Source organism: Pseudomonas sp. R84, from assembly GCF_009834515.1.
Classification (GTDB): Bacteria; Pseudomonadota; Gammaproteobacteria; order Pseudomonadales; family Pseudomonadaceae; genus Aquipseudomonas.
The window spans coordinates 5722675-5738471 of record NZ_CP019426.1; the positions used below are offsets into that span (position 1 = coordinate 5722675).

Annotated in this window: 15 protein-coding genes; 6 read left to right on the forward strand and 9 right to left on the reverse strand. The window is 59.9% G+C overall.

The genetic code is table 11. The annotated features are described in order from the left end of the window. Positions 1–17: 17 nt before the first annotated feature. Complete coding sequence (gene lnt / locus PspR84_RS25335; RefSeq protein ID WP_160059535.1) at positions 18–1541, forward strand: apolipoprotein N-acyltransferase; 1524 nt, start codon at positions 18–20, stop codon at positions 1539–1541. A gap of 84 nt (positions 1542–1625) precedes the next feature. Here lnt and PspR84_RS25340 read toward each other — a convergent pair whose 3' ends face one another. Both PspR84_RS25340 and PspR84_RS25345 read right to left on the reverse strand, forming a co-directional pair. Then, entirely contained in the window at positions 1626–2387 is a 762-nt protein-coding gene (locus tag PspR84_RS25340) for a YdcF family protein (RefSeq protein ID WP_160059536.1), read from the reverse strand. A gap of 104 nt (positions 2388–2491) precedes the next feature. Further along, complete coding sequence (locus PspR84_RS25345; RefSeq protein ID WP_160059537.1) at positions 2492–2815, reverse strand: hypothetical protein; 324 nt, start codon at positions 2813–2815, stop codon at positions 2492–2494. A gap of 254 nt (positions 2816–3069) precedes the next feature. Here PspR84_RS25345 and leuS point away from each other — a divergent pair, with 254 nt between their 5' ends. The 5 genes from leuS (at position 3070) to PspR84_RS25370 (ending at position 9177) form a co-directional block, all read left to right on the forward strand. Continuing rightward, entirely contained in the window at positions 3070–5676 is a 2607-nt protein-coding gene (leuS, locus tag PspR84_RS25350) for a leucine--tRNA ligase (protein ID WP_160059538.1), read from the forward strand. Between the two features lie 87 nt (positions 5677–5763). Further along, positions 5764–6369, forward strand: coding sequence for an LPS assembly lipoprotein LptE (gene lptE / locus PspR84_RS25355; protein ID WP_007909616.1), 606 nt, complete (start codon positions 5764–5766; stop codon positions 6367–6369). Positions 6370–6408: 39 nt separating this feature from the next. Beyond that, positions 6409–7446 (forward strand): DNA polymerase III subunit delta, encoded by a 1038-nt coding sequence (gene holA / locus PspR84_RS25360; protein ID WP_160059539.1) that lies wholly within the window; start codon positions 6409–6411, stop codon positions 7444–7446. 183 nt (positions 7447–7629) lie between these two features. Continuing rightward, positions 7630–7794: an alternative ribosome rescue factor ArfA gene (gene arfA, locus PspR84_RS25365; protein WP_016986126.1), complete on the forward strand. Its 165-nt coding sequence runs from the start codon at positions 7630–7632 to the stop codon at positions 7792–7794. 60 nt (positions 7795–7854) lie between these two features. Continuing rightward, entirely contained in the window at positions 7855–9177 is a 1323-nt protein-coding gene (locus tag PspR84_RS25370; protein ID WP_160059540.1) for a lytic murein transglycosylase, read from the forward strand. An 87-nt stretch (positions 9178–9264) separates the two neighbouring features. Here the strand turns inward: PspR84_RS25370 and PspR84_RS25375 are convergent, their stop codons facing one another. From PspR84_RS25375 to mltB, 7 genes are all read right to left on the reverse strand, one after another. Then, a complete protein-coding gene (locus PspR84_RS25375) occupies positions 9265–10212 on the reverse strand; it encodes an LD-carboxypeptidase (protein ID WP_160059541.1) in 948 nt (315 codons plus the stop codon). Between the two features lie 173 nt (positions 10213–10385). Beyond that, complete coding sequence (lipA, locus tag PspR84_RS25380; protein WP_161986515.1) at positions 10386–11384, reverse strand: lipoyl synthase; 999 nt, start codon at positions 11382–11384, stop codon at positions 10386–10388. Between the two features lie 25 nt (positions 11385–11409). Continuing rightward, positions 11410–12057: a lipoyl(octanoyl) transferase LipB gene (lipB, locus tag PspR84_RS25385; protein WP_160059542.1), complete on the reverse strand. Its 648-nt coding sequence runs from the start codon at positions 12055–12057 to the stop codon at positions 11410–11412. Further along, complete coding sequence (locus PspR84_RS25390) at positions 12057–12332, reverse strand: DUF493 domain-containing protein (protein ID WP_039761816.1); 276 nt, start codon at positions 12330–12332, stop codon at positions 12057–12059. Before PspR84_RS25390 ends, lipB begins: the two co-directional genes overlap by 1 nt. A gap of 85 nt (positions 12333–12417) precedes the next feature. Continuing rightward, positions 12418–13575 (reverse strand): D-alanyl-D-alanine carboxypeptidase family protein, encoded by a 1158-nt coding sequence (locus tag PspR84_RS25395; RefSeq protein WP_038361911.1) that lies wholly within the window; start codon positions 13573–13575, stop codon positions 12418–12420. Between the two features lie 185 nt (positions 13576–13760). Further along, on the reverse strand, positions 13761–14771 hold the full coding sequence (locus tag PspR84_RS25400) for a septal ring lytic transglycosylase RlpA family protein (RefSeq protein WP_007909599.1): 1011 nt from the start codon (positions 14769–14771) through the stop codon (positions 13761–13763). Further along, positions 14771–15781 carry a lytic murein transglycosylase B gene (gene mltB, locus PspR84_RS25405; RefSeq protein WP_160059543.1) on the reverse strand — a complete coding sequence of 337 codons (1011 nt, stop codon included), beginning with the start codon at positions 15779–15781 and terminating at the stop codon, positions 14771–14773. The genes PspR84_RS25400 and mltB overlap by 1 nt, the downstream gene beginning before the upstream one ends. Between the last annotated feature and the right edge of the window lie 16 nt (positions 15782–15797).

Genomic DNA, 15797 nt, shown 5'->3' on the forward strand with positions numbered 1-15797 from the left:
AAAATCTAAGGACTGAAATGCGCTGGACAACCCGCCCCGGCTGGCCCGGTAACCTGCTGGCCGTGGCGGCCGGTGCAATCACCACCTTCGCTCTGGCACCGTTCAACATCTGGCCGCTGGCTTTGCTGGCGGTCGGCTTGTTCTATGCCGGCTTGCGCGAACTGAGCCCGCGTCAGGCGCTGGGCCGTGGCTGGTGCTTCGGTTTCGGCCTGTTCGGTGCCGGCACCAGTTGGATCTATTACAGCATTCACCACTTCGGCGGCGCTTCGGTGCTGCTGGCCGGGTTCCTGATGCTGCTGTTCACAGCGGCGATTGCCTGGTTCTTCGCCCTGCCCGCCTGGTTATGGGCGCGCTGGTTACGCCGTAACGAAGCGCCGCTGGCCGACGCCCTCGCGTTTGCTGCACTGTGGGTCGCTCAGGAAATGTTTCGCGGCTGGTTCCTCACCGGTTTCCCGTGGCTGTATTCGGGCTACAGTCAGCTCGACGGCCCGTTGGCCGGGCTTGCACCGGTCGGTGGCATGTGGTTGGTGGGGTTCGTGTTGGCATTGACTGCAGCACTGATCTACAACGCACCGCGCTTGCTGCAAAGCGGCCGCAAAACTTTTATTGTGGCGGGCCTGGTGCTGTTGGTCGGGCCGTGGATCGCCGGCATTACGCTTAAGGGTCACGCCTGGACAAGTCCGTCGGGCGCGCCTTTGAGCGTTGCTGCGATTCAGGGCAACGTCGCGCAAAGCATGAAATGGGATCCGGCCGAGCTGAACGCGCAGTTGGCGTTGTACCGCGATCTGAGTTTCCGTTCGAAACCGGTGGATCTGCTGATCTGGCCGGAAACCGCTGTGCCGGTGCTCAAGGAGTCCGCCGAGGGCTACCTCAGCATGATGGGCAACTTCGCCGCCGAGCGTAAATCAGCGCTGATCACCGGCGTGCCGATTCGCGAAATGGTTCGTCACGAAAAACGCTTCTTCAACGGCATCACCGTCGTCGGCGAAGGCGATGGTACTTATCTGAAACAGAAACTGGTGCCGTTTGGCGAGTACGTGCCGTTGCAGGACGTCTTGCGTGGCTTGATCGCGTTCTTTGATTTGCCGATGTCTGACTTCGCCCGTGGCCCGGCCGATCAGGCGTTGTTGCAAGCCAAGGGTTATCAGATTGCGCCATTCATCTGCTACGAAGTGGTGTACCCGGACTTCGCGGCTGGTTTGTCGGCACGCAGTGATCTGCTGCTGACAATCAGCAACGACACATGGTTCGGCACCTCGATTGGTCCGCTGCAACATTTGCAGATGGCGCAAATGCGTGCACTGGAAGCCGGGCGCTGGATGATCCGCGCAACCAACAACGGCGTGACCGGGTTGATCAACCCGTTCGGGCAGATCACCGAGCAGATTCCGCAGTTCGAACAAGGGATTTTGTACGGTGAAGTGGTGCCGATGCACAACCTGACGCCGTACCTGCAATGGCGCTCGTGGCCGTTGATCATTGTCTGCTTGCTGCTGTTTGGCTGGGCACTGATGGCCAGCCGGATGTCGAAAACCCTCTAAAGCAAAAGATCGCAGCCTTCGGCAGCTCCTACATGGGATTTGTATTTTTCCCTGTAGCTGCCGCAGGCTGCGATCTTTTGCTCTTCAGCGGTAAAACAGTGAATACCCCACCTGCCCCACCGCTTCATTCAGCAACTGCCCGCTCTGCCAGATCGATTTGAATTCCGGCAGCCAGCCACCAAACGGTCTTGCATTATCGGTCCCCAGAAACCCGACCGGCGCCGGCACCACTTCAAATCCCGCCTGCTGAAAACTCCACACCGAGCGCGGCATATGCCACGCCTGTGTGACCACGACCACACGTTTGATCCCCTGCGGCAACAAGATACCAGCCGTGAATTTCGCGTTTTCCCACGTGGTACGGCTTTCACCTTCCTGCCAGCGCACCGTCACACCGAAATCATCGCGCAATGAATCCGCCATCAACTTCGCCTCGGTCGGCGGCGTTCCGTAATGCAAGCCACCGGTGGTCAGAATCGGCAAGCCCGATGCCTTGGCCAGACGCGCCGCATAACGCTGACGCTCAAGCCCCACGCCAGTCGGCTGATCCTCGCCCCACGCCAGATCGCCGCGCTCGCGTCCGGAACCCAGCACCACGATCGCATCGGCCCGTTGCGCCAGCGTCGCCCATTCTTCAAGGGCCAGCGGTGGCTCGCGCTCCAGCGCTTTCGCGCCCCATTGCACGACCACCGGCAAGCTCATCAGCCACAATCCGCCAAAGCCAAGGGCAAAACACACGCCCGCCAGGCGCGGCCGTGAGCGGCGCAGCCACCATGCAACCAGCAACAACAGCAAGAGAATGCCGGGCGGCAATAAAAGTTGTTTGATGAAATAACGAAAGGGCATCGAGCATCTCCAGAGATGCCCGAAGCCTAAGAGTGTTAATAAAGCGTTACAACCAATAGGTGGGATCCTGTTGAAAAAGATCCGGTTCTTGACCTGCCATGCGCTTACTTGGCCTGCACAGAGCGAACCTTGACGGCGTCTCTGCCGGGTGCCTTGTCCTTGAGCCAGATGATCTTGGCCGAATGTGCTGCATCGAGCTGCTTCACTGCCTGTGACAAGCATCCGTGCGATTCACGTTCACTACGATCCAGATAGGCCTTGACCAGTTTGAACTCGGCGGGACTCAAGCCACGCAATTCCAGTTCCAGGGGGCGCTCGTCGCGCAGCCGGTCAGCGGTTTTTACAGCGTCCAGGGCCATTCCCAGACGATCGATCAACCTCTCGTACAACTCGGGTTTCGTCACGTTTTTTTGCCGTTGCTCCACCATCCCTCACCTCATTGAAGATAAGACTCACTCCCCAGTTAGAGCTTAGCTTCGCTGCACAAACCGGCTGTACGCCGCGACCAACGGCCCTCGCCATGGATTTGCCGGGACAAACAGCTGTAATCAGGGTTTCCCTAGGCCAAGCGCGGTCATGTATGCTACGGCGCTTCCTGTAATTCCACTTCCAGCTCGTCCGGGCCACCCCGGAACCTGCGTTGAAGAGGATTAGGCCACCCCTATCCAGTACAAAAGTAGCCATGCACGAACAATATCAGCCCCGTGAAATCGAAGCCGCCGCCCAGTCGTTCTGGGACGAGCAAAAGTCCTTTGAAGTCAGTGAACAGCCAGGCAAGGAAACTTACTACTGCCTGTCGATGTTCCCTTACCCCAGCGGCAAGCTACACATGGGGCACGTGCGCAACTACACCATCGGCGACGTGATCTCCCGCTACCAGCGCATGCTCGGCAAAAACGTTCTGCAACCGATGGGTTGGGACGCGTTCGGCATGCCGGCGGAAAACGCCGCGATGAAGAACAACGTCGCCCCGGCCAAGTGGACCTACGAAAACATCGCCTACATGAAAACCCAGCTGCGCAGCCTGGGTCTGGCGGTCGACTGGTCGCGCGAAGTGACTACCTGCAAGCCGGATTACTACCGTTGGGAACAATGGCTGTTCACTCGCCTGTTCGAAAAAGGCCTGATCTACCGTAAAAACGGCACCGTGAACTGGGACCCGATCGATCAGACCGTTCTCGCTAACGAACAGGTGATCGACGGTCGCGGCTGGCGCTCCGGCGCGCTGATCGAAAAGCGCGAAATCCCGATGTACTACTTCAAGATCACCGCGTACGCGGATGAGCTGCTGGAGAGCCTCGACGAGCTGACTGGCTGGCCTGAACAGGTCAAGACCATGCAGCGCAACTGGATCGGCAAATCCCGCGGCATGGAAGTGCAGTTCCCGTACAACGTCGATTCCATCGGCGAAGCCGGCGCTCTGAAAGTCTTCACCACCCGTCCGGACACCCTGATGGGCGCGACCTATGTCGCCGTGGCTGCCGAGCACCCACTGGCCACCCTGGCCGCAAAAAACAACACCGAGCTGCAAGCGTTCATCGCTGAATGCAAGGGCGGCAGCGTGGCTGAAGCCGACGTTGCCACACAAGAGAAGAAAGGCCTGCCAACCGGCCTGTTCGTCGAGCACCCACTGACTGGCGAAAAACTGCCGGTGTGGGTCGCCAACTACGTGCTGATGCATTACGGCGACGGCGCTGTCATGGCGGTACCGGCACACGACGAGCGCGATTTCGAATTTGCCCACAAGTACAACCTGCCGGTTAAATCGGTAGTGCGTACCAGCTCTGGCGACAGCAACCCTGCCCCGTGGCAAGACGCCTACGGTGAGCACGGCACGCTGATCAACTCCGGCGAGTTCGACGGTCTCGACTTCGCTGGCGCGTTCGATGCCATGGAAGTCGCCCTGATCAAGAAAGAACTGGGCGCCTCGCGCACTCAGTTCCGTCTGCGCGACTGGGGCATCAGCCGCCAGCGCTACTGGGGCTGCCCGATCCCGATCATCCACTGTGATGCTTGCGGTGACGTGCCGGTGCCGGAAGATCAACTGCCTGTGGTCCTGCCGGAAGACGTGGTGCCGGACGGCGCCGGTTCGCCGCTGGCGCGCATGCCGGAGTTCTACGAGTGCTCCTGCCCGAAATGCGGTCAGCCTGCCAAGCGTGAAACCGACACCATGGACACTTTCGTCGAATCGTCGTGGTACTACGCCCGTTATGCCTCGCCGCACTTTGAAGGTGGCCTGGTAGAAAAATCCGCAGCCGACCACTGGTTGCCGGTGGATCAGTACATCGGCGGTATCGAACACGCGATTCTGCACCTGCTCTACGCGCGCTTCTTCCACAAGTTGATGCGTGACGAAGGCCTGGTCAGCTCCAACGAGCCGTTCAAGAACCTGCTGACCCAAGGCATGGTGATCGCCGAGACTTACTACCGTCGCGAAACCAACGGTGCTTACACCTGGTTCAACCCGGCGGACGTGGAACTCGAGCGCGACAGCAAAGCCAAGGTCATCAGCGCCAAGTTGACATCCGACGGCCTGCCGGTGGAAATCGGTGGCACCGAGAAAATGGCCAAGTCGAAGAACAACGGCGTCGACCCACAGTCGATGATCGATCAGTTCGGCGCCGACACCTGCCGCCTGTTCATGATGTTCGCCTCGCCACCTGACATGAGCGCCGAATGGTCCGACTCCGGCGTTGAAGGTTCGCACCGTTTCCTCAAGCGCGTCTGGCGCCTGGCGCAAGCCCACGTCAGCCAGGGTCTGCCGGGCAAACTGGACATCGCCAGCCTGAACGACGAACAAAAAGCCGTTCGCCGCTCGATCCACCTGGCCATCAAGCAAGCCAGCCACGATGTCGGCCAGAACCACAAATTCAACACCGCCATCGCCCAAGTGATGACGCTGATGAACGTGCTGGAAAAAGCCGCGCAAAGCACCGAACAGGATCGCGCACTGGTTCACGAAGGTCTGGAAGCGGTGACCTTGCTGCTGGCACCGATCACCCCGCACATCAGCCACGAGCTGTGGAGTCAGTTGGGGCACGCCGGTGCCGTCATCGACGCTGGCTGGCCAGCAGTGGATGACGGTGCCTTGGTGCAGGACAGCCTGACCCTGGTTATCCAGGTCAACGGCAAGCTGCGTGGCCAGATCGACATGCCAGCCAGCGCAACCCGTGAAGAAGTGGAAGCGGCAGCGCGCGCCAACGAAAACGTACTGCGTTTCGTCGACGGTCTGACCATTCGTAAAGTGATCGTAGTGCCCGGGAAACTGGTCAATATCGTCGCCAGCTAATTGGATCGGGCGTCAGGTTCGCCTGACGCCAAGTAAAACCTTTCGGGCCGCACCGTCGGCCCACGTGGTTTCAAGGGGAGCAACACAATGATCAAACGCAATCTGCTGGTGATGGGCCTCGCCGTTCTGTTGAGCGCCTGCGGTTTCCAGCTGCGCGGCACCGGCACCAACGAGCTGTCAATCAAGGAACTTGATCTGAGCGCCCGCAACGCCTACGGCGAAACGGTCACGCAACTGCGTCAGGTGCTGGAGTCGAGCGGCGTCAAGGTTTACAGCGGCGCACCGTACAAGCTGTTCCTGGCTGACGAGCAGGAAAGCCAGCGCATCCTCAGCTACGCCGGTGCTGGCCGTACGGGTGAATATCAAGTCAATACGGTCCTGAACTACGAGATCCGTGGCGACAAAAACCTGCAACTGCTGAGCGACAAGCTGGAAGTGCAGAAAGTGTTCATTCACGACGGTAACAACCTCGTGGGCTCCGATCAGGAAGCCAATGACGCCCGCCGCGAAACCCGCCGCGAACTGGTTCAGCGCATGATGCTGCGTCTGCAGCAACTGACGCCGGGCCAACTGCAACAACTGCAGCAAGCGGCCAATGATCGCGCCAAGGCAGAAGCCGATGCACTGCAAGCGGCGCAAAAGGCTGAAGCGGAAACCCCGCGTCAGTCGCCGCTTGAAATTCCGCAGCAGTAAGACGTTCGGGGCGCTCAGGCGCCCCGTTCGACATTTCTTATGAAGCTCGCTCCCGCTCAACTCGGTAAACACCTGCAAGGTGCTCTCGGCCCCGTCTACATCATCAGCGGCGATGATCCGCTGTTGTGTCAGGAAGCCGCCGACGCCATCCGCAGTGCTGCGCGCCAGCAAGGTTTCGACGAACGCCAGGTCTTCTCTGCCGACGCCAATTTCGATTGGGGCACGCTGTTGCAGGCCGGCGCCAGCATGTCGTTGTTCGCCGAAAAGCGCCTGCTGGAACTGCGCCTGCCCTCGGGCAAACCCGGTGACAAAGGTGCTGCTGCATTCATCGAATACTGCTCGCGTCCCGCTGAAGACACGGTGCTGCTGATCAGCCTGCCCAAGATGGATGGCAGCGCGCAGAAGACCAAGTGGGGCAAGGCGTTGGTCGAAGGCCAGCAAACCCAGTTCATCCAGATCTGGCCGGTAGACGCCAATCAACTGCCGAGCTGGATTCGTCAGCGTCTGTCGCAGGCCGGTTTGTCGGCCAGCCAGGACGCGGTCGAATTGATTGCTGCACGTGTCGAGGGCAACTTGCTCGCCGCTGCGCAGGAAATCGAAAAGCTCAAGCTGATGGCTGAAGGTGGGCAAATCACCGTTGAAACCGTGCAGGCTGCCGTAGCCGACAGTGCGCGATTCGACGTGTTTGGCTTGACTGATGCCGTGCTCAATGGCGAGCCCGCTCACGCATTGCGCATGCTGGAAGGCTTGCGCGGTGAAGGTGTCGAACCGCCGGTGATTCTCTGGGCGCTGGCACGGGAGTTGCGCCTGCTGGCCAACATCTCGTTGCAATACAGCCAGGGCACCCCGCTGGACAAGTGCTTCAGTCAGGCGAAACCGCCGGTCTGGGACAAGCGCAAACCACTGATGAGCAAAGCCCTGCAGCGCTATTCGGCGCAACGCTGGGCGCAATTGTTGCTCGAAGCGCAGCGTATTGATGCGCAGATCAAAGGCCAGGCTGCCGGTTCGCCGTGGATGAGCCTGAGTCGCTTGGCATTGTTGATGTCCGGCCAGCGTCTGACACTCCCCGCCGAATAATCTGTTGTAGCGCATAACGGCCATTCGCTAGCAGGCTCGCTCCCACATTGAAATGCATTCCAAATGTGGGAGCGAGCCTGCTAGCGAAAGCGCCAGAACATTCCCACACAACAGGCACTGGACAGACGCCCGACATCGGCAGATTATTTCCCCCGCAAAACCCACTCACTCGAGAGAATCCTCATGAGCAAAAAGCCATCGAAACATGGCCCCAACAAGGCCAAATCCATCGTCGCCCAACCCCTGTTCCGCAGTCGTCAGGAACGACCAACCAAGGGTAAAGGCAGCTACCGCCGCGAAGCCTTCCAGTCTGACAGCTGGGAGGCTTCTTACTTTCTGGCCGCTTAAAGCGCAGTACCCCCTGGTCATGTTAAGGTCTGCACCTGATTCGTTTTCCTGGAACTGTGCATGCCCCTAAGTCTTTCCCGTCGTTGGCCTGTTCGCCAATTGATCGCTGCCTCCAGCTTCATTTTGCTTGTCGCCTGTGCGGAAAAACCCACCGCCGCCGATGCGCAACCCCTTCAAGCCGCGCCTGTCGCCACGGCCCCAGCGATCATCCCGCCGGTAGTGCCGTCCGCCGACCCACTTGATCTTCAGCCGACCCAGACTTTTGCCGAATGGCAGGCAGGCTTTCGCAAAGATGCACTGGCCGCCGGGATTCGCGCCGACCTGTTCGATCGCGCCTTTGCCAATGTCAGCTTCGACGCCAGTGTGATTCGTGCCGACCGCAGTCAGCCGGAATTCTCCCGCCCGGTGTGGGAATACCTCGACGGCGCGCTGTCGCCTCTGCGCGTGCGCAAGGGCCAGGCACTGATCAGCCAGTACGCCGATATTCTGCAAAGCATCGAACAGCGTTATGGCGTTGACCGCCAGGCGCTGGTCTCGGTGTGGGGCATGGAAAGCAACTTCGGCCAGTTCCAGGGCAGCAAGTCGGTGATCAACTCGCTGGCCACCCTCGCCTACGAGGGCCGCCGTCCGGGCTTTGCCCACGCTCAATTGATCGCCGCCCTGCAGATCCTGCAACAGGGCGATATCACGCCGGAGAAGATGCTCGGCTCGTGGGCTGGCGCGATGGGTCAGACCCAGTTCATTCCGACCACCTACAATACCCATGCCGTGGACTTTGACGGCGATGGCCGCCGCGATATCTGGGGCAGCCCTGCCGATGCGCTGGCATCAACTGCGCATTACCTGCAAAGTTCCGGCTGGCAGCGTGGCCAGCCATGGGGTTTTGAGGTGCAATTGCCGAGCAGTTTCAATTACACGCTGGCTGATGGCGCGATTCGCAAGAGCGTCGCCGAATGGCGTCTGTTGGGCGTGACTCTGCCGAATGGCGGTCAGGTGCCAGCAGGCTCTGAACAGCTGTCTGCCGCCCTGCTACTGCCGGCTGGTTATCGTGGGCCGGCGTTCCTGATCCTCGACAACTTCCGCGCGATCCTCAAGTACAACAACTCGTCGTCGTACGCGCTGGCAGTGAGCCTGTTGTCCGAGCGTTTCAGCGGTGGCGGCTTGATCAACGGCAGTTGGCCGAAAGATGACCTGCCGCTGAGCCGCACCGAGCGTATGGAATTGCAGACCTTGCTGAGCGCACGCAATTACGATGCCGGCACAGCGGACGGGATCATTGGTGCCAATACGCGTAAAGCGATTCGCAGTGCCCAGCAATCGTTTGGCTGGCCGGCGGACGGGTATCCGACGCACAAGTTGCTGGAAAGCCTGCGAGGACAATAAAGCAAGATCAAAAGATCGCAGCCTGCGGCAGCTCCTACAGGGATCGCATTCCAATGTAGGAGCTGCCACAGGCTGCGATCTTTTGCTTTATCGGGTCACTACATCCTGCTCAAGCATCAATTCCTGCTTCCCCGCATCCAGCCGCACCAACGCACCCATCGGCAGCGTCAGGTTCGGATCGCAATGGCCGCTGCGCCACCCTGACAACACCGGAATCCGCAACGGCTCGAAGGTCTGCTTGAGCAAGCGGTTCAGCGCTTCAATATCCACTCCCGCAACATCCCCGACCAACACGCCACGCAACTTCGCCAACTTGCCGGCCAGACGCATCTGGGTCAGCAGGCGGTCGATGCGATACAGCGGCTCGTTGATGTCTTCGATCAGCAGAATCACCCCCTCGACATCGATTTCGTAAGGCGTACCCAACGTCGAAGCGATCATCGCCAGATTACCGCCGAGCAAGCGTCCGTGCGCGATGCCAGGTTCGACGGTAGTCAACGGATAAGCCACCGGATGGCTCAGCACACTCCCCGCCTTCAATTGCCCGCGCAGCATGGCGAAGAACGAAGTCACCGTCGGCGGCTCTTTGTCGCCCAACAGATCGGCGTTGAGCAGTGGCCCGTGAAAGGTCACAAATCCGGCATAACGACTGATGGCCAGATGCAGCGCAGTGATATCGCTGTAGCCGACGAAGGGCTTGGCGTTGCGGCTCAGCAGGTCGTAGTCGATGCGGTCGAGCAATCGCGGCGTGCCGTAGCCACCGCGCAGGCAAATGATCGCATCGACCTCGGGATCAGCGAACGCCGCGTGCAGGTCACGCAGGCGCACATCGTCACTGCCGGCCAGATAGCCGTCCTTTTCATAGACACCGGGAAACACCTTCAGCCCATAGCCACGGGCGCGCATCCATTGCAGCGCCTTGTCGGTGTCCAGAGTACCGGGACCGGCAGGTGCAATAACGCCGATCAGTCCCTCTGAAGGCAGTGCGGGCACGGCTCTGTGCGGACAAAGTGTGTGGGTCGGTCGAACGGTCATCCTTGGATCTCCCTGTGAAGTCATGCACACACAGTAGTCAGGAACGGCGGCAAACAGAAGAGGGTCAGGCACGCCGTGGATTGAATGAAAAATCAGCAGAGAAGGTAATCCGGGCAAAAAAATGCCCGCCGGGCATTAAAGCCTCGGCGGGCATTTTTTCATTCAGCGCGGGATCAGGAACCCAGCAGCTCAGCCTTGACCAGCTTGGCCTGCTCGTCGGCGTGGTACGAAGAACGCACCAACGGGCCCGACGCAACGTTCTTGAAGCCCATCTTGTAACCTTCCTCGGCGAACCAGGCGAAAGTGTCCGGGTGCACGAATCGCTGCACCGGCAAGTGGCTGCGCGAAGGCTGTAGGTACTGACCGAGGGTCAGCATGTCGATGTCGTGTTCGCGCATGCGCTTCATGACTTCGATGACTTCCTCGTCGGTCTCGCCCAGCCCCAGCATCAGGCCGGATTTGGTCGGAATGTGCGGCATCATCTGCTTGAAGCGCTGCAGCAGGGTCAGCGACCACTGGTAATCCGAACCCGGACGCGCAGCCTTGTACAGGCGCGGCACGGTTTCCAGGTTGTGGTTGAACACATCCGGCGGCTCGGCTGCGGTGATTTCCAGGGCAACATCCATGCGACCACGGTAGTCCGGAACCAGAGTTTCCAGCTGCACGTTCGGCGACAGTTTGCGGATTTCGCGGATGCAATCGGCAAAGTGCTGGGCACCGCCGTCACGCAGGTCGTCGCGGTCAACCGAAGTGATCACCACGTACTTGAGCTTGAGGTCGGCAATGGCGATGGCCAGGCTTTCCGGCTCGTTGACGTCCAGTGGCTTCGGACGACCGTGGCCAACGTCGCAGAACGGGCAGCGACGGGTGCAGATGTCACCCATGATCATGAAGGTCGCGGTGCCGCCGGAGAAGCACTCGCCGAGGTTCGGGCAGGACGCTTCTTCGCAAACGCTGTGCAGCTTGTGCTTGCGCAGCAGGCTCTTGATCCGGTCGACTTCCGGCGAAACCGGGATGCGGACGCGAATCCAGTCAGGCTTTTTCGGCAGCTCGGTGGTCGGAATGATCTTTACCGGGATGCGTGCAACCTTCTCGGCGCCGCGCAGCTTGACGCCGGCTTCTACCTTGGGACGCGGGGCCGGGCGCTCGGTCACGTCGAGCGTCGGGATCATGGTTTGCACTGCATCAGTAGTCATATCAGTCGATTCCGCCCGTCAGGGTCGTCTGCTCAGCATAGTCGAGGTGTTTGACGAGCTGCGCGCGCAGCCGGGCACTTACCTCGGCAAATTCAATCGATCCTGCGTGATCGCTCAGCTGGGTCATCGCCAGCCCGGCATAGCCGCAGGGATTAATCCGTCGAAACGGTTCCAGGTTCATATCCACGTTCAGGGCCAGGCCATGAAAGGAACAACCGTGGCGAATCCGCAAACCCAGAGAAGCGATTTTCGCTCCATCGACATAGACGCCGGGAGCATCTGGCTTGGCTGCAGCGGTTACGCCGTAGCTGGCCAGCAGTTCAATCAGGCAAAGCTCCATGCGGCTGACCAGATCACGCACGCCGAAACCCCGCTTGCGCACATCCAGCAGCAGATAGGCCACCAACTGGCCGGGACCATGATAAGTCACCTGCCCGCCGCGATCGACCTGCACCACCGGGATATCGCCCGGCAGCAACAGGTGTTCGGCCTTGCCGGCCTGGCCCTGAGTGAACACCGGTGGGTGCTCGACGAGCCAGATTTCGTCGGCGGCATCGCTGCCGCGTTCGTTGGTGAAGCGCTGCATGGCATGCCAGACCGGCTCGTAGGCCATCTGGCCGAGCTCACGAAAGCCCAGCGTGCCCGGCATCACAACACCATATGCACGAAGCCGGTCGCCCGCAGTTCGCTGTTGATGTTGTACAGCTGATCCTGGTCGGTCGCGACGATGTGCAACTGAATGGTGGTGTACTTGCCGTTGGTACTTTGACGCTCGTCGATGCGCTCATCATTGATGGTCGCATGTTTTTTGACGATGTCGATGATCTTGTCTTTGTTGCCCACACCGGTATCGCTGATCACCTTAACGGGATAATCCGTGACAGGGAATTCGATCTTTGGCGCCTTTACTTCGGTATCGGTCATGGCGTAACGGCCTCTTGAGCGCAAGCCGTGATAACGCGCATGGCCCCGCACCGGATCGGGGCGGGGCCATGCAGGTCAACACAAATCAGTTGAACAAGCCGTAGAAGAATAGACGGATGCTATCCCACATGCGGCGGAAGATACCACCCTCCTCGACGCCATCCAGAGCGATCAGGTCAGCGCTGTGCACGACCTTGTCTTCCAGTTTGACTTCGACTTTACCGATCACGTCGCCCTTGGCGATTGGCGCGGTCAGTTGCGGGTTCATGGTCATGCTCGCAGCAAGCTTCTTCAGCTGGCCTTTTGGCAGGGTCATGGTCAGGTCTTCAGCCAGGCCGGCCTTGACTTGATTGGTGGTGCCTTTCCACACCGGGGCCTGAGCCAGTTCGGTGCCCTTCTGATAGAAGGTCTGGGTTTCGAAGAAGCGGAAACCGTAGGTCAGCAGCTTCTGGGTTTCAGCGGCACGAGCCACTTCGCTGTTGGTGCCGAACACCACGGCGATCAGACGCTGACCATCACGTACTGCCGAAGACACCATGCAGTAGCCGGCTTCGTCGGTGTGACCGGTTTTCAGACCGTCAACGGTCTTGTCGCGCCACAGCAGCAGGTTGCGGTTAGGCTGTTTGATGCCGTTCCAGAAGAACTCTTTCTGCGAGTAGATCGCGTAGTGAGCCGGATCTTCATGGATGATCGCACGGGCCAGGATCGCCATGTCGTGAGCCGACGAGTAGTGCTCAGGGTTTGGCAGACCGGTCGGGTTCATGAAGTGGGAATTGGTCATGCCCAGATCAGTCACAGTCTTGTTCATCAGGTCGGCAAATGCATCTTCGCTGCCGGCGATGTGCTCGGACAGCGCCACGCTGGCGTCGTTGCCGGACTGGATGATGATGCCGTGCAGCAGGTCGCTGACAGTCACCTGCGAGCCGACTTTGATGAACATCCGCGAACCGCCGGTACGCCAGGCGTTTTCGCTGACGGTCACCGGATCGTTTTCACCGATCTGGCCACGACGGATTTCCAGGGTCGCGATGTACGCGGTCATCAGCTTGGTCAGGCTGGCCGGTGGCAGACGCTGGTCGCCATTGTTCTCGACCAGCACGTTGCCGCTGCTGGCATCCATCAGAACGTAGGCTTTGGCGGCCAGTTGCGGTGGCGACGGCATCATCTCGGCCGCGAAGGCGGCTGGCGAGAGGAGCAGCGGGACTAGCAGACACAGGCGTTTGGCAAAGGTGGTGATGTTCATCCGTCTCTCGAAATCGCTAATGGAAACTGTCCTTGCGGACAAAATTTAATCAGATGACTTTCTAACGAGCCATCGCGTGTTCAGTTGCTCACTCCAGTCACCCTTGCCGGGCTTTTGTTCTTCGACGAGCCAACAACCTGATTCGCCCCCCAATCGCTGGCGAATCGTCAATCAAGTTCTACGTATTACTCGGTAACCACACTTGGCGAACCAAGGTTGGCCAGGCGCACGCTGTTCTGCACTTGGGCAATTTCACCCGGCGAGCCGATCGGCCCCAGGCGAACCCGGTGCAGGGTCTGCTGATTGCGCACGATCGAGCTGATGAACACCGGAGCGCTCACCATCCCGCTGAGCTTCGACCTCAGGAGTTCTGCAGCGTCCGGGTTGGCGAACGCGCCCACCTGCAGATACTGGCCAGTTGCTGTTGCAGAAGCGTTTTTTTTTGCACTCATCGGCACGGGGACGGTGTCAGAGGCATGTTGCTGCGGTGGCGGCGTCCACTGCTCGACGGTGCCGGCCGAGGCCGTGATCACCGGCGCGCTGTTCTGCGCGACCTGCGGCTCGTTGAGCATCAACGGTGCCGGACGGCCCTTGGCTGCCCAGTATTGCTGCGGATCGATGCCTTCAACCTTGACGCGCGCGGTGCCGGTTTCGGCGTAACCGAGTTTTTTCGCGGCGGCGTAGGACAAGTCGATGATGCGATCGGAATAGAACGGCCCACGGTCGTTGACGCGCAGGATCACTGTGCGGTTGTTGTCCAGGTTGGTCACCCGAACGTAACTTGGCAGTGGCAATGTCTTGTGGGCGGCACTCATGCCGTACAGGTCGTAAACCTCGCCATTGGCGGTGTTCTGACCGTGAAACTTGGTGCCATACCAGGACGCCGTGCCGGAGGCGACGTACGTCTTGGATTCCTGCAACGGGAAGTAGGTTTTGCCCAATACGGTGTACGGGTTGGCCTTGTACGGACCGGTGTGCAGGGTCGGCGTGGCATCGGGGATGCGCGACACGTCAACGTCCCACCACGGCGCGCCGTCTTTGTGCGCGCGATTGATGTCCAGGCCAGGCTGCGCCCGCACGGCGGTATTGGAGGTTTTCGGCGTCGGGGAACGGCTGGTCGTGCAGCTGGCGACCAATACCGCCAACGCAGCGAATGCCACCAGCTTCAGGGGTTTATTGTTAGGCAATGCCCGCATTACTTGACGCCCCGTGCTTGTACCAGCTGTTCAGACAGTTGATGTACGGCCATGGCGTACATCACGCTGCGGTTATAACGCGTGATCGCGTAGAAATTCTTCAGGCCCATCCAGTATTCAGGGCCGTTGTCGCCTTCGAGGCGAAATGCAGTAACCGGCATATCATCGCGCAGCGCATCATGACTTGACCAGCCCAGCACTCGCAACTCTCCAACGGTTTTCGTCGGTTCGATGCCGGTGGTCAGGCCTTCATCGACCTGCTCGCCACGGACATCGGCGCGGCTGACCACAGGCTCACCCGCGACCCAGCCGTGACGCTTGAAATAGCTCGCGACGCTGCCGATCGCATCATCCGGGTTGTTCCAGATATTGATGTGGCCGTCACCGTCGAAATCCACCGCGTACGCGCGAAAGCTGCTCGGCATGAACTGCGGCAGGCCCATGGCCCCGGCGTACGAGCCTTTGAGGGTCAGTGGATCGACCTGTTCTTCGCGCGCCAGCAGCAGGAACTCACGCAGTTCCTTGCGGAAAAATTCGGCACGGGGAGGATAGTCGAAACCGAGCGTCGACAAGGCATCGATCACCCGGTAATTACCGGTATTACGTCCGAAAAAGGTTTCAACACCGATGATCGACACGATCACTTGTGCCGGTACGCCGTATTCCTGCTCGGCACGGGCCAGCGTCGCCTCGTGCTGACGCCAGAAATCCACACCACGGGCGATACGCGCGTCGGTGATGAACATCGGACGGTATTCTTTCCACTGCTTGACGCGCTCTGCAGGTCTGGAAATGGCGTCGAGAATCGCCTGTTTGCGCTGAGCCTCGCGGAACACCGCCATCAATTGCTCACCGGCGAAACCGTAGTCGCGGGTCATTTCACCGACGAACTCGGCCACCTGAGGCGAGCCTTCGTATTCGCCGGCCAGCGCTTCCTGCACACCGCCAAGGAGGCCCATCAGGCCTACCACTGGCGCGCATCGAGTCGCCCAGCCACGCATTACTTGCATTGCACTCTTCACCTTA

What these genes read in the sequence shown, in the direction of transcription:
- lnt (WP_160059535.1), top strand. Translation starts at nt 18, where the DNA reads ATGCGCTGGACAACCCGCCCCGGCTGGCCCGGTAACCTGCTGGCCGTG.
- PspR84_RS25340 (WP_160059536.1), bottom strand. Translation starts at nt 2,387, where the DNA reads ATGCCCTTTCGTTATTTCATCAAACAACTTTTATTGCCGCCCGGCATT.
- PspR84_RS25345 (WP_160059537.1), bottom strand. Translation starts at nt 2,815, where the DNA reads ATGGTGGAGCAACGGCAAAAAAACGTGACGAAACCCGAGTTGTACGAG.
- leuS (WP_160059538.1), top strand. Translation starts at nt 3,070, where the DNA reads ATGCACGAACAATATCAGCCCCGTGAAATCGAAGCCGCCGCCCAGTCG.
- lptE (WP_007909616.1), top strand. Translation starts at nt 5,764, where the DNA reads ATGATCAAACGCAATCTGCTGGTGATGGGCCTCGCCGTTCTGTTGAGC.
- holA (WP_160059539.1), top strand. Translation starts at nt 6,409, where the DNA reads ATGAAGCTCGCTCCCGCTCAACTCGGTAAACACCTGCAAGGTGCTCTC.
- arfA (WP_016986126.1), top strand. Translation starts at nt 7,630, where the DNA reads ATGAGCAAAAAGCCATCGAAACATGGCCCCAACAAGGCCAAATCCATC.
- PspR84_RS25370 (WP_160059540.1), top strand. Translation starts at nt 7,855, where the DNA reads ATGCCCCTAAGTCTTTCCCGTCGTTGGCCTGTTCGCCAATTGATCGCT.
- PspR84_RS25375 (WP_160059541.1), bottom strand. Translation starts at nt 10,212, where the DNA reads ATGACCGTTCGACCGACCCACACACTTTGTCCGCACAGAGCCGTGCCC.
- lipA (WP_161986515.1), bottom strand. Translation starts at nt 11,384, where the DNA reads ATGATCCCGACGCTCGACGTGACCGAGCGCCCGGCCCCGCGTCCCAAG.
- lipB (WP_160059542.1), bottom strand. Translation starts at nt 12,057, where the DNA reads ATGCCGGGCACGCTGGGCTTTCGTGAGCTCGGCCAGATGGCCTACGAG.
- PspR84_RS25390 (WP_039761816.1), bottom strand. Translation starts at nt 12,332, where the DNA reads ATGACCGATACCGAAGTAAAGGCGCCAAAGATCGAATTCCCTGTCACG.
- PspR84_RS25395 (WP_038361911.1), bottom strand. Translation starts at nt 13,575, where the DNA reads ATGAACATCACCACCTTTGCCAAACGCCTGTGTCTGCTAGTCCCGCTG.
- PspR84_RS25400 (WP_007909599.1), bottom strand. Translation starts at nt 14,771, where the DNA reads ATGCGGGCATTGCCTAACAATAAACCCCTGAAGCTGGTGGCATTCGCT.
- mltB (WP_160059543.1), bottom strand. Translation starts at nt 15,781, where the DNA reads ATGCAAGTAATGCGTGGCTGGGCGACTCGATGCGCGCCAGTGGTAGGC.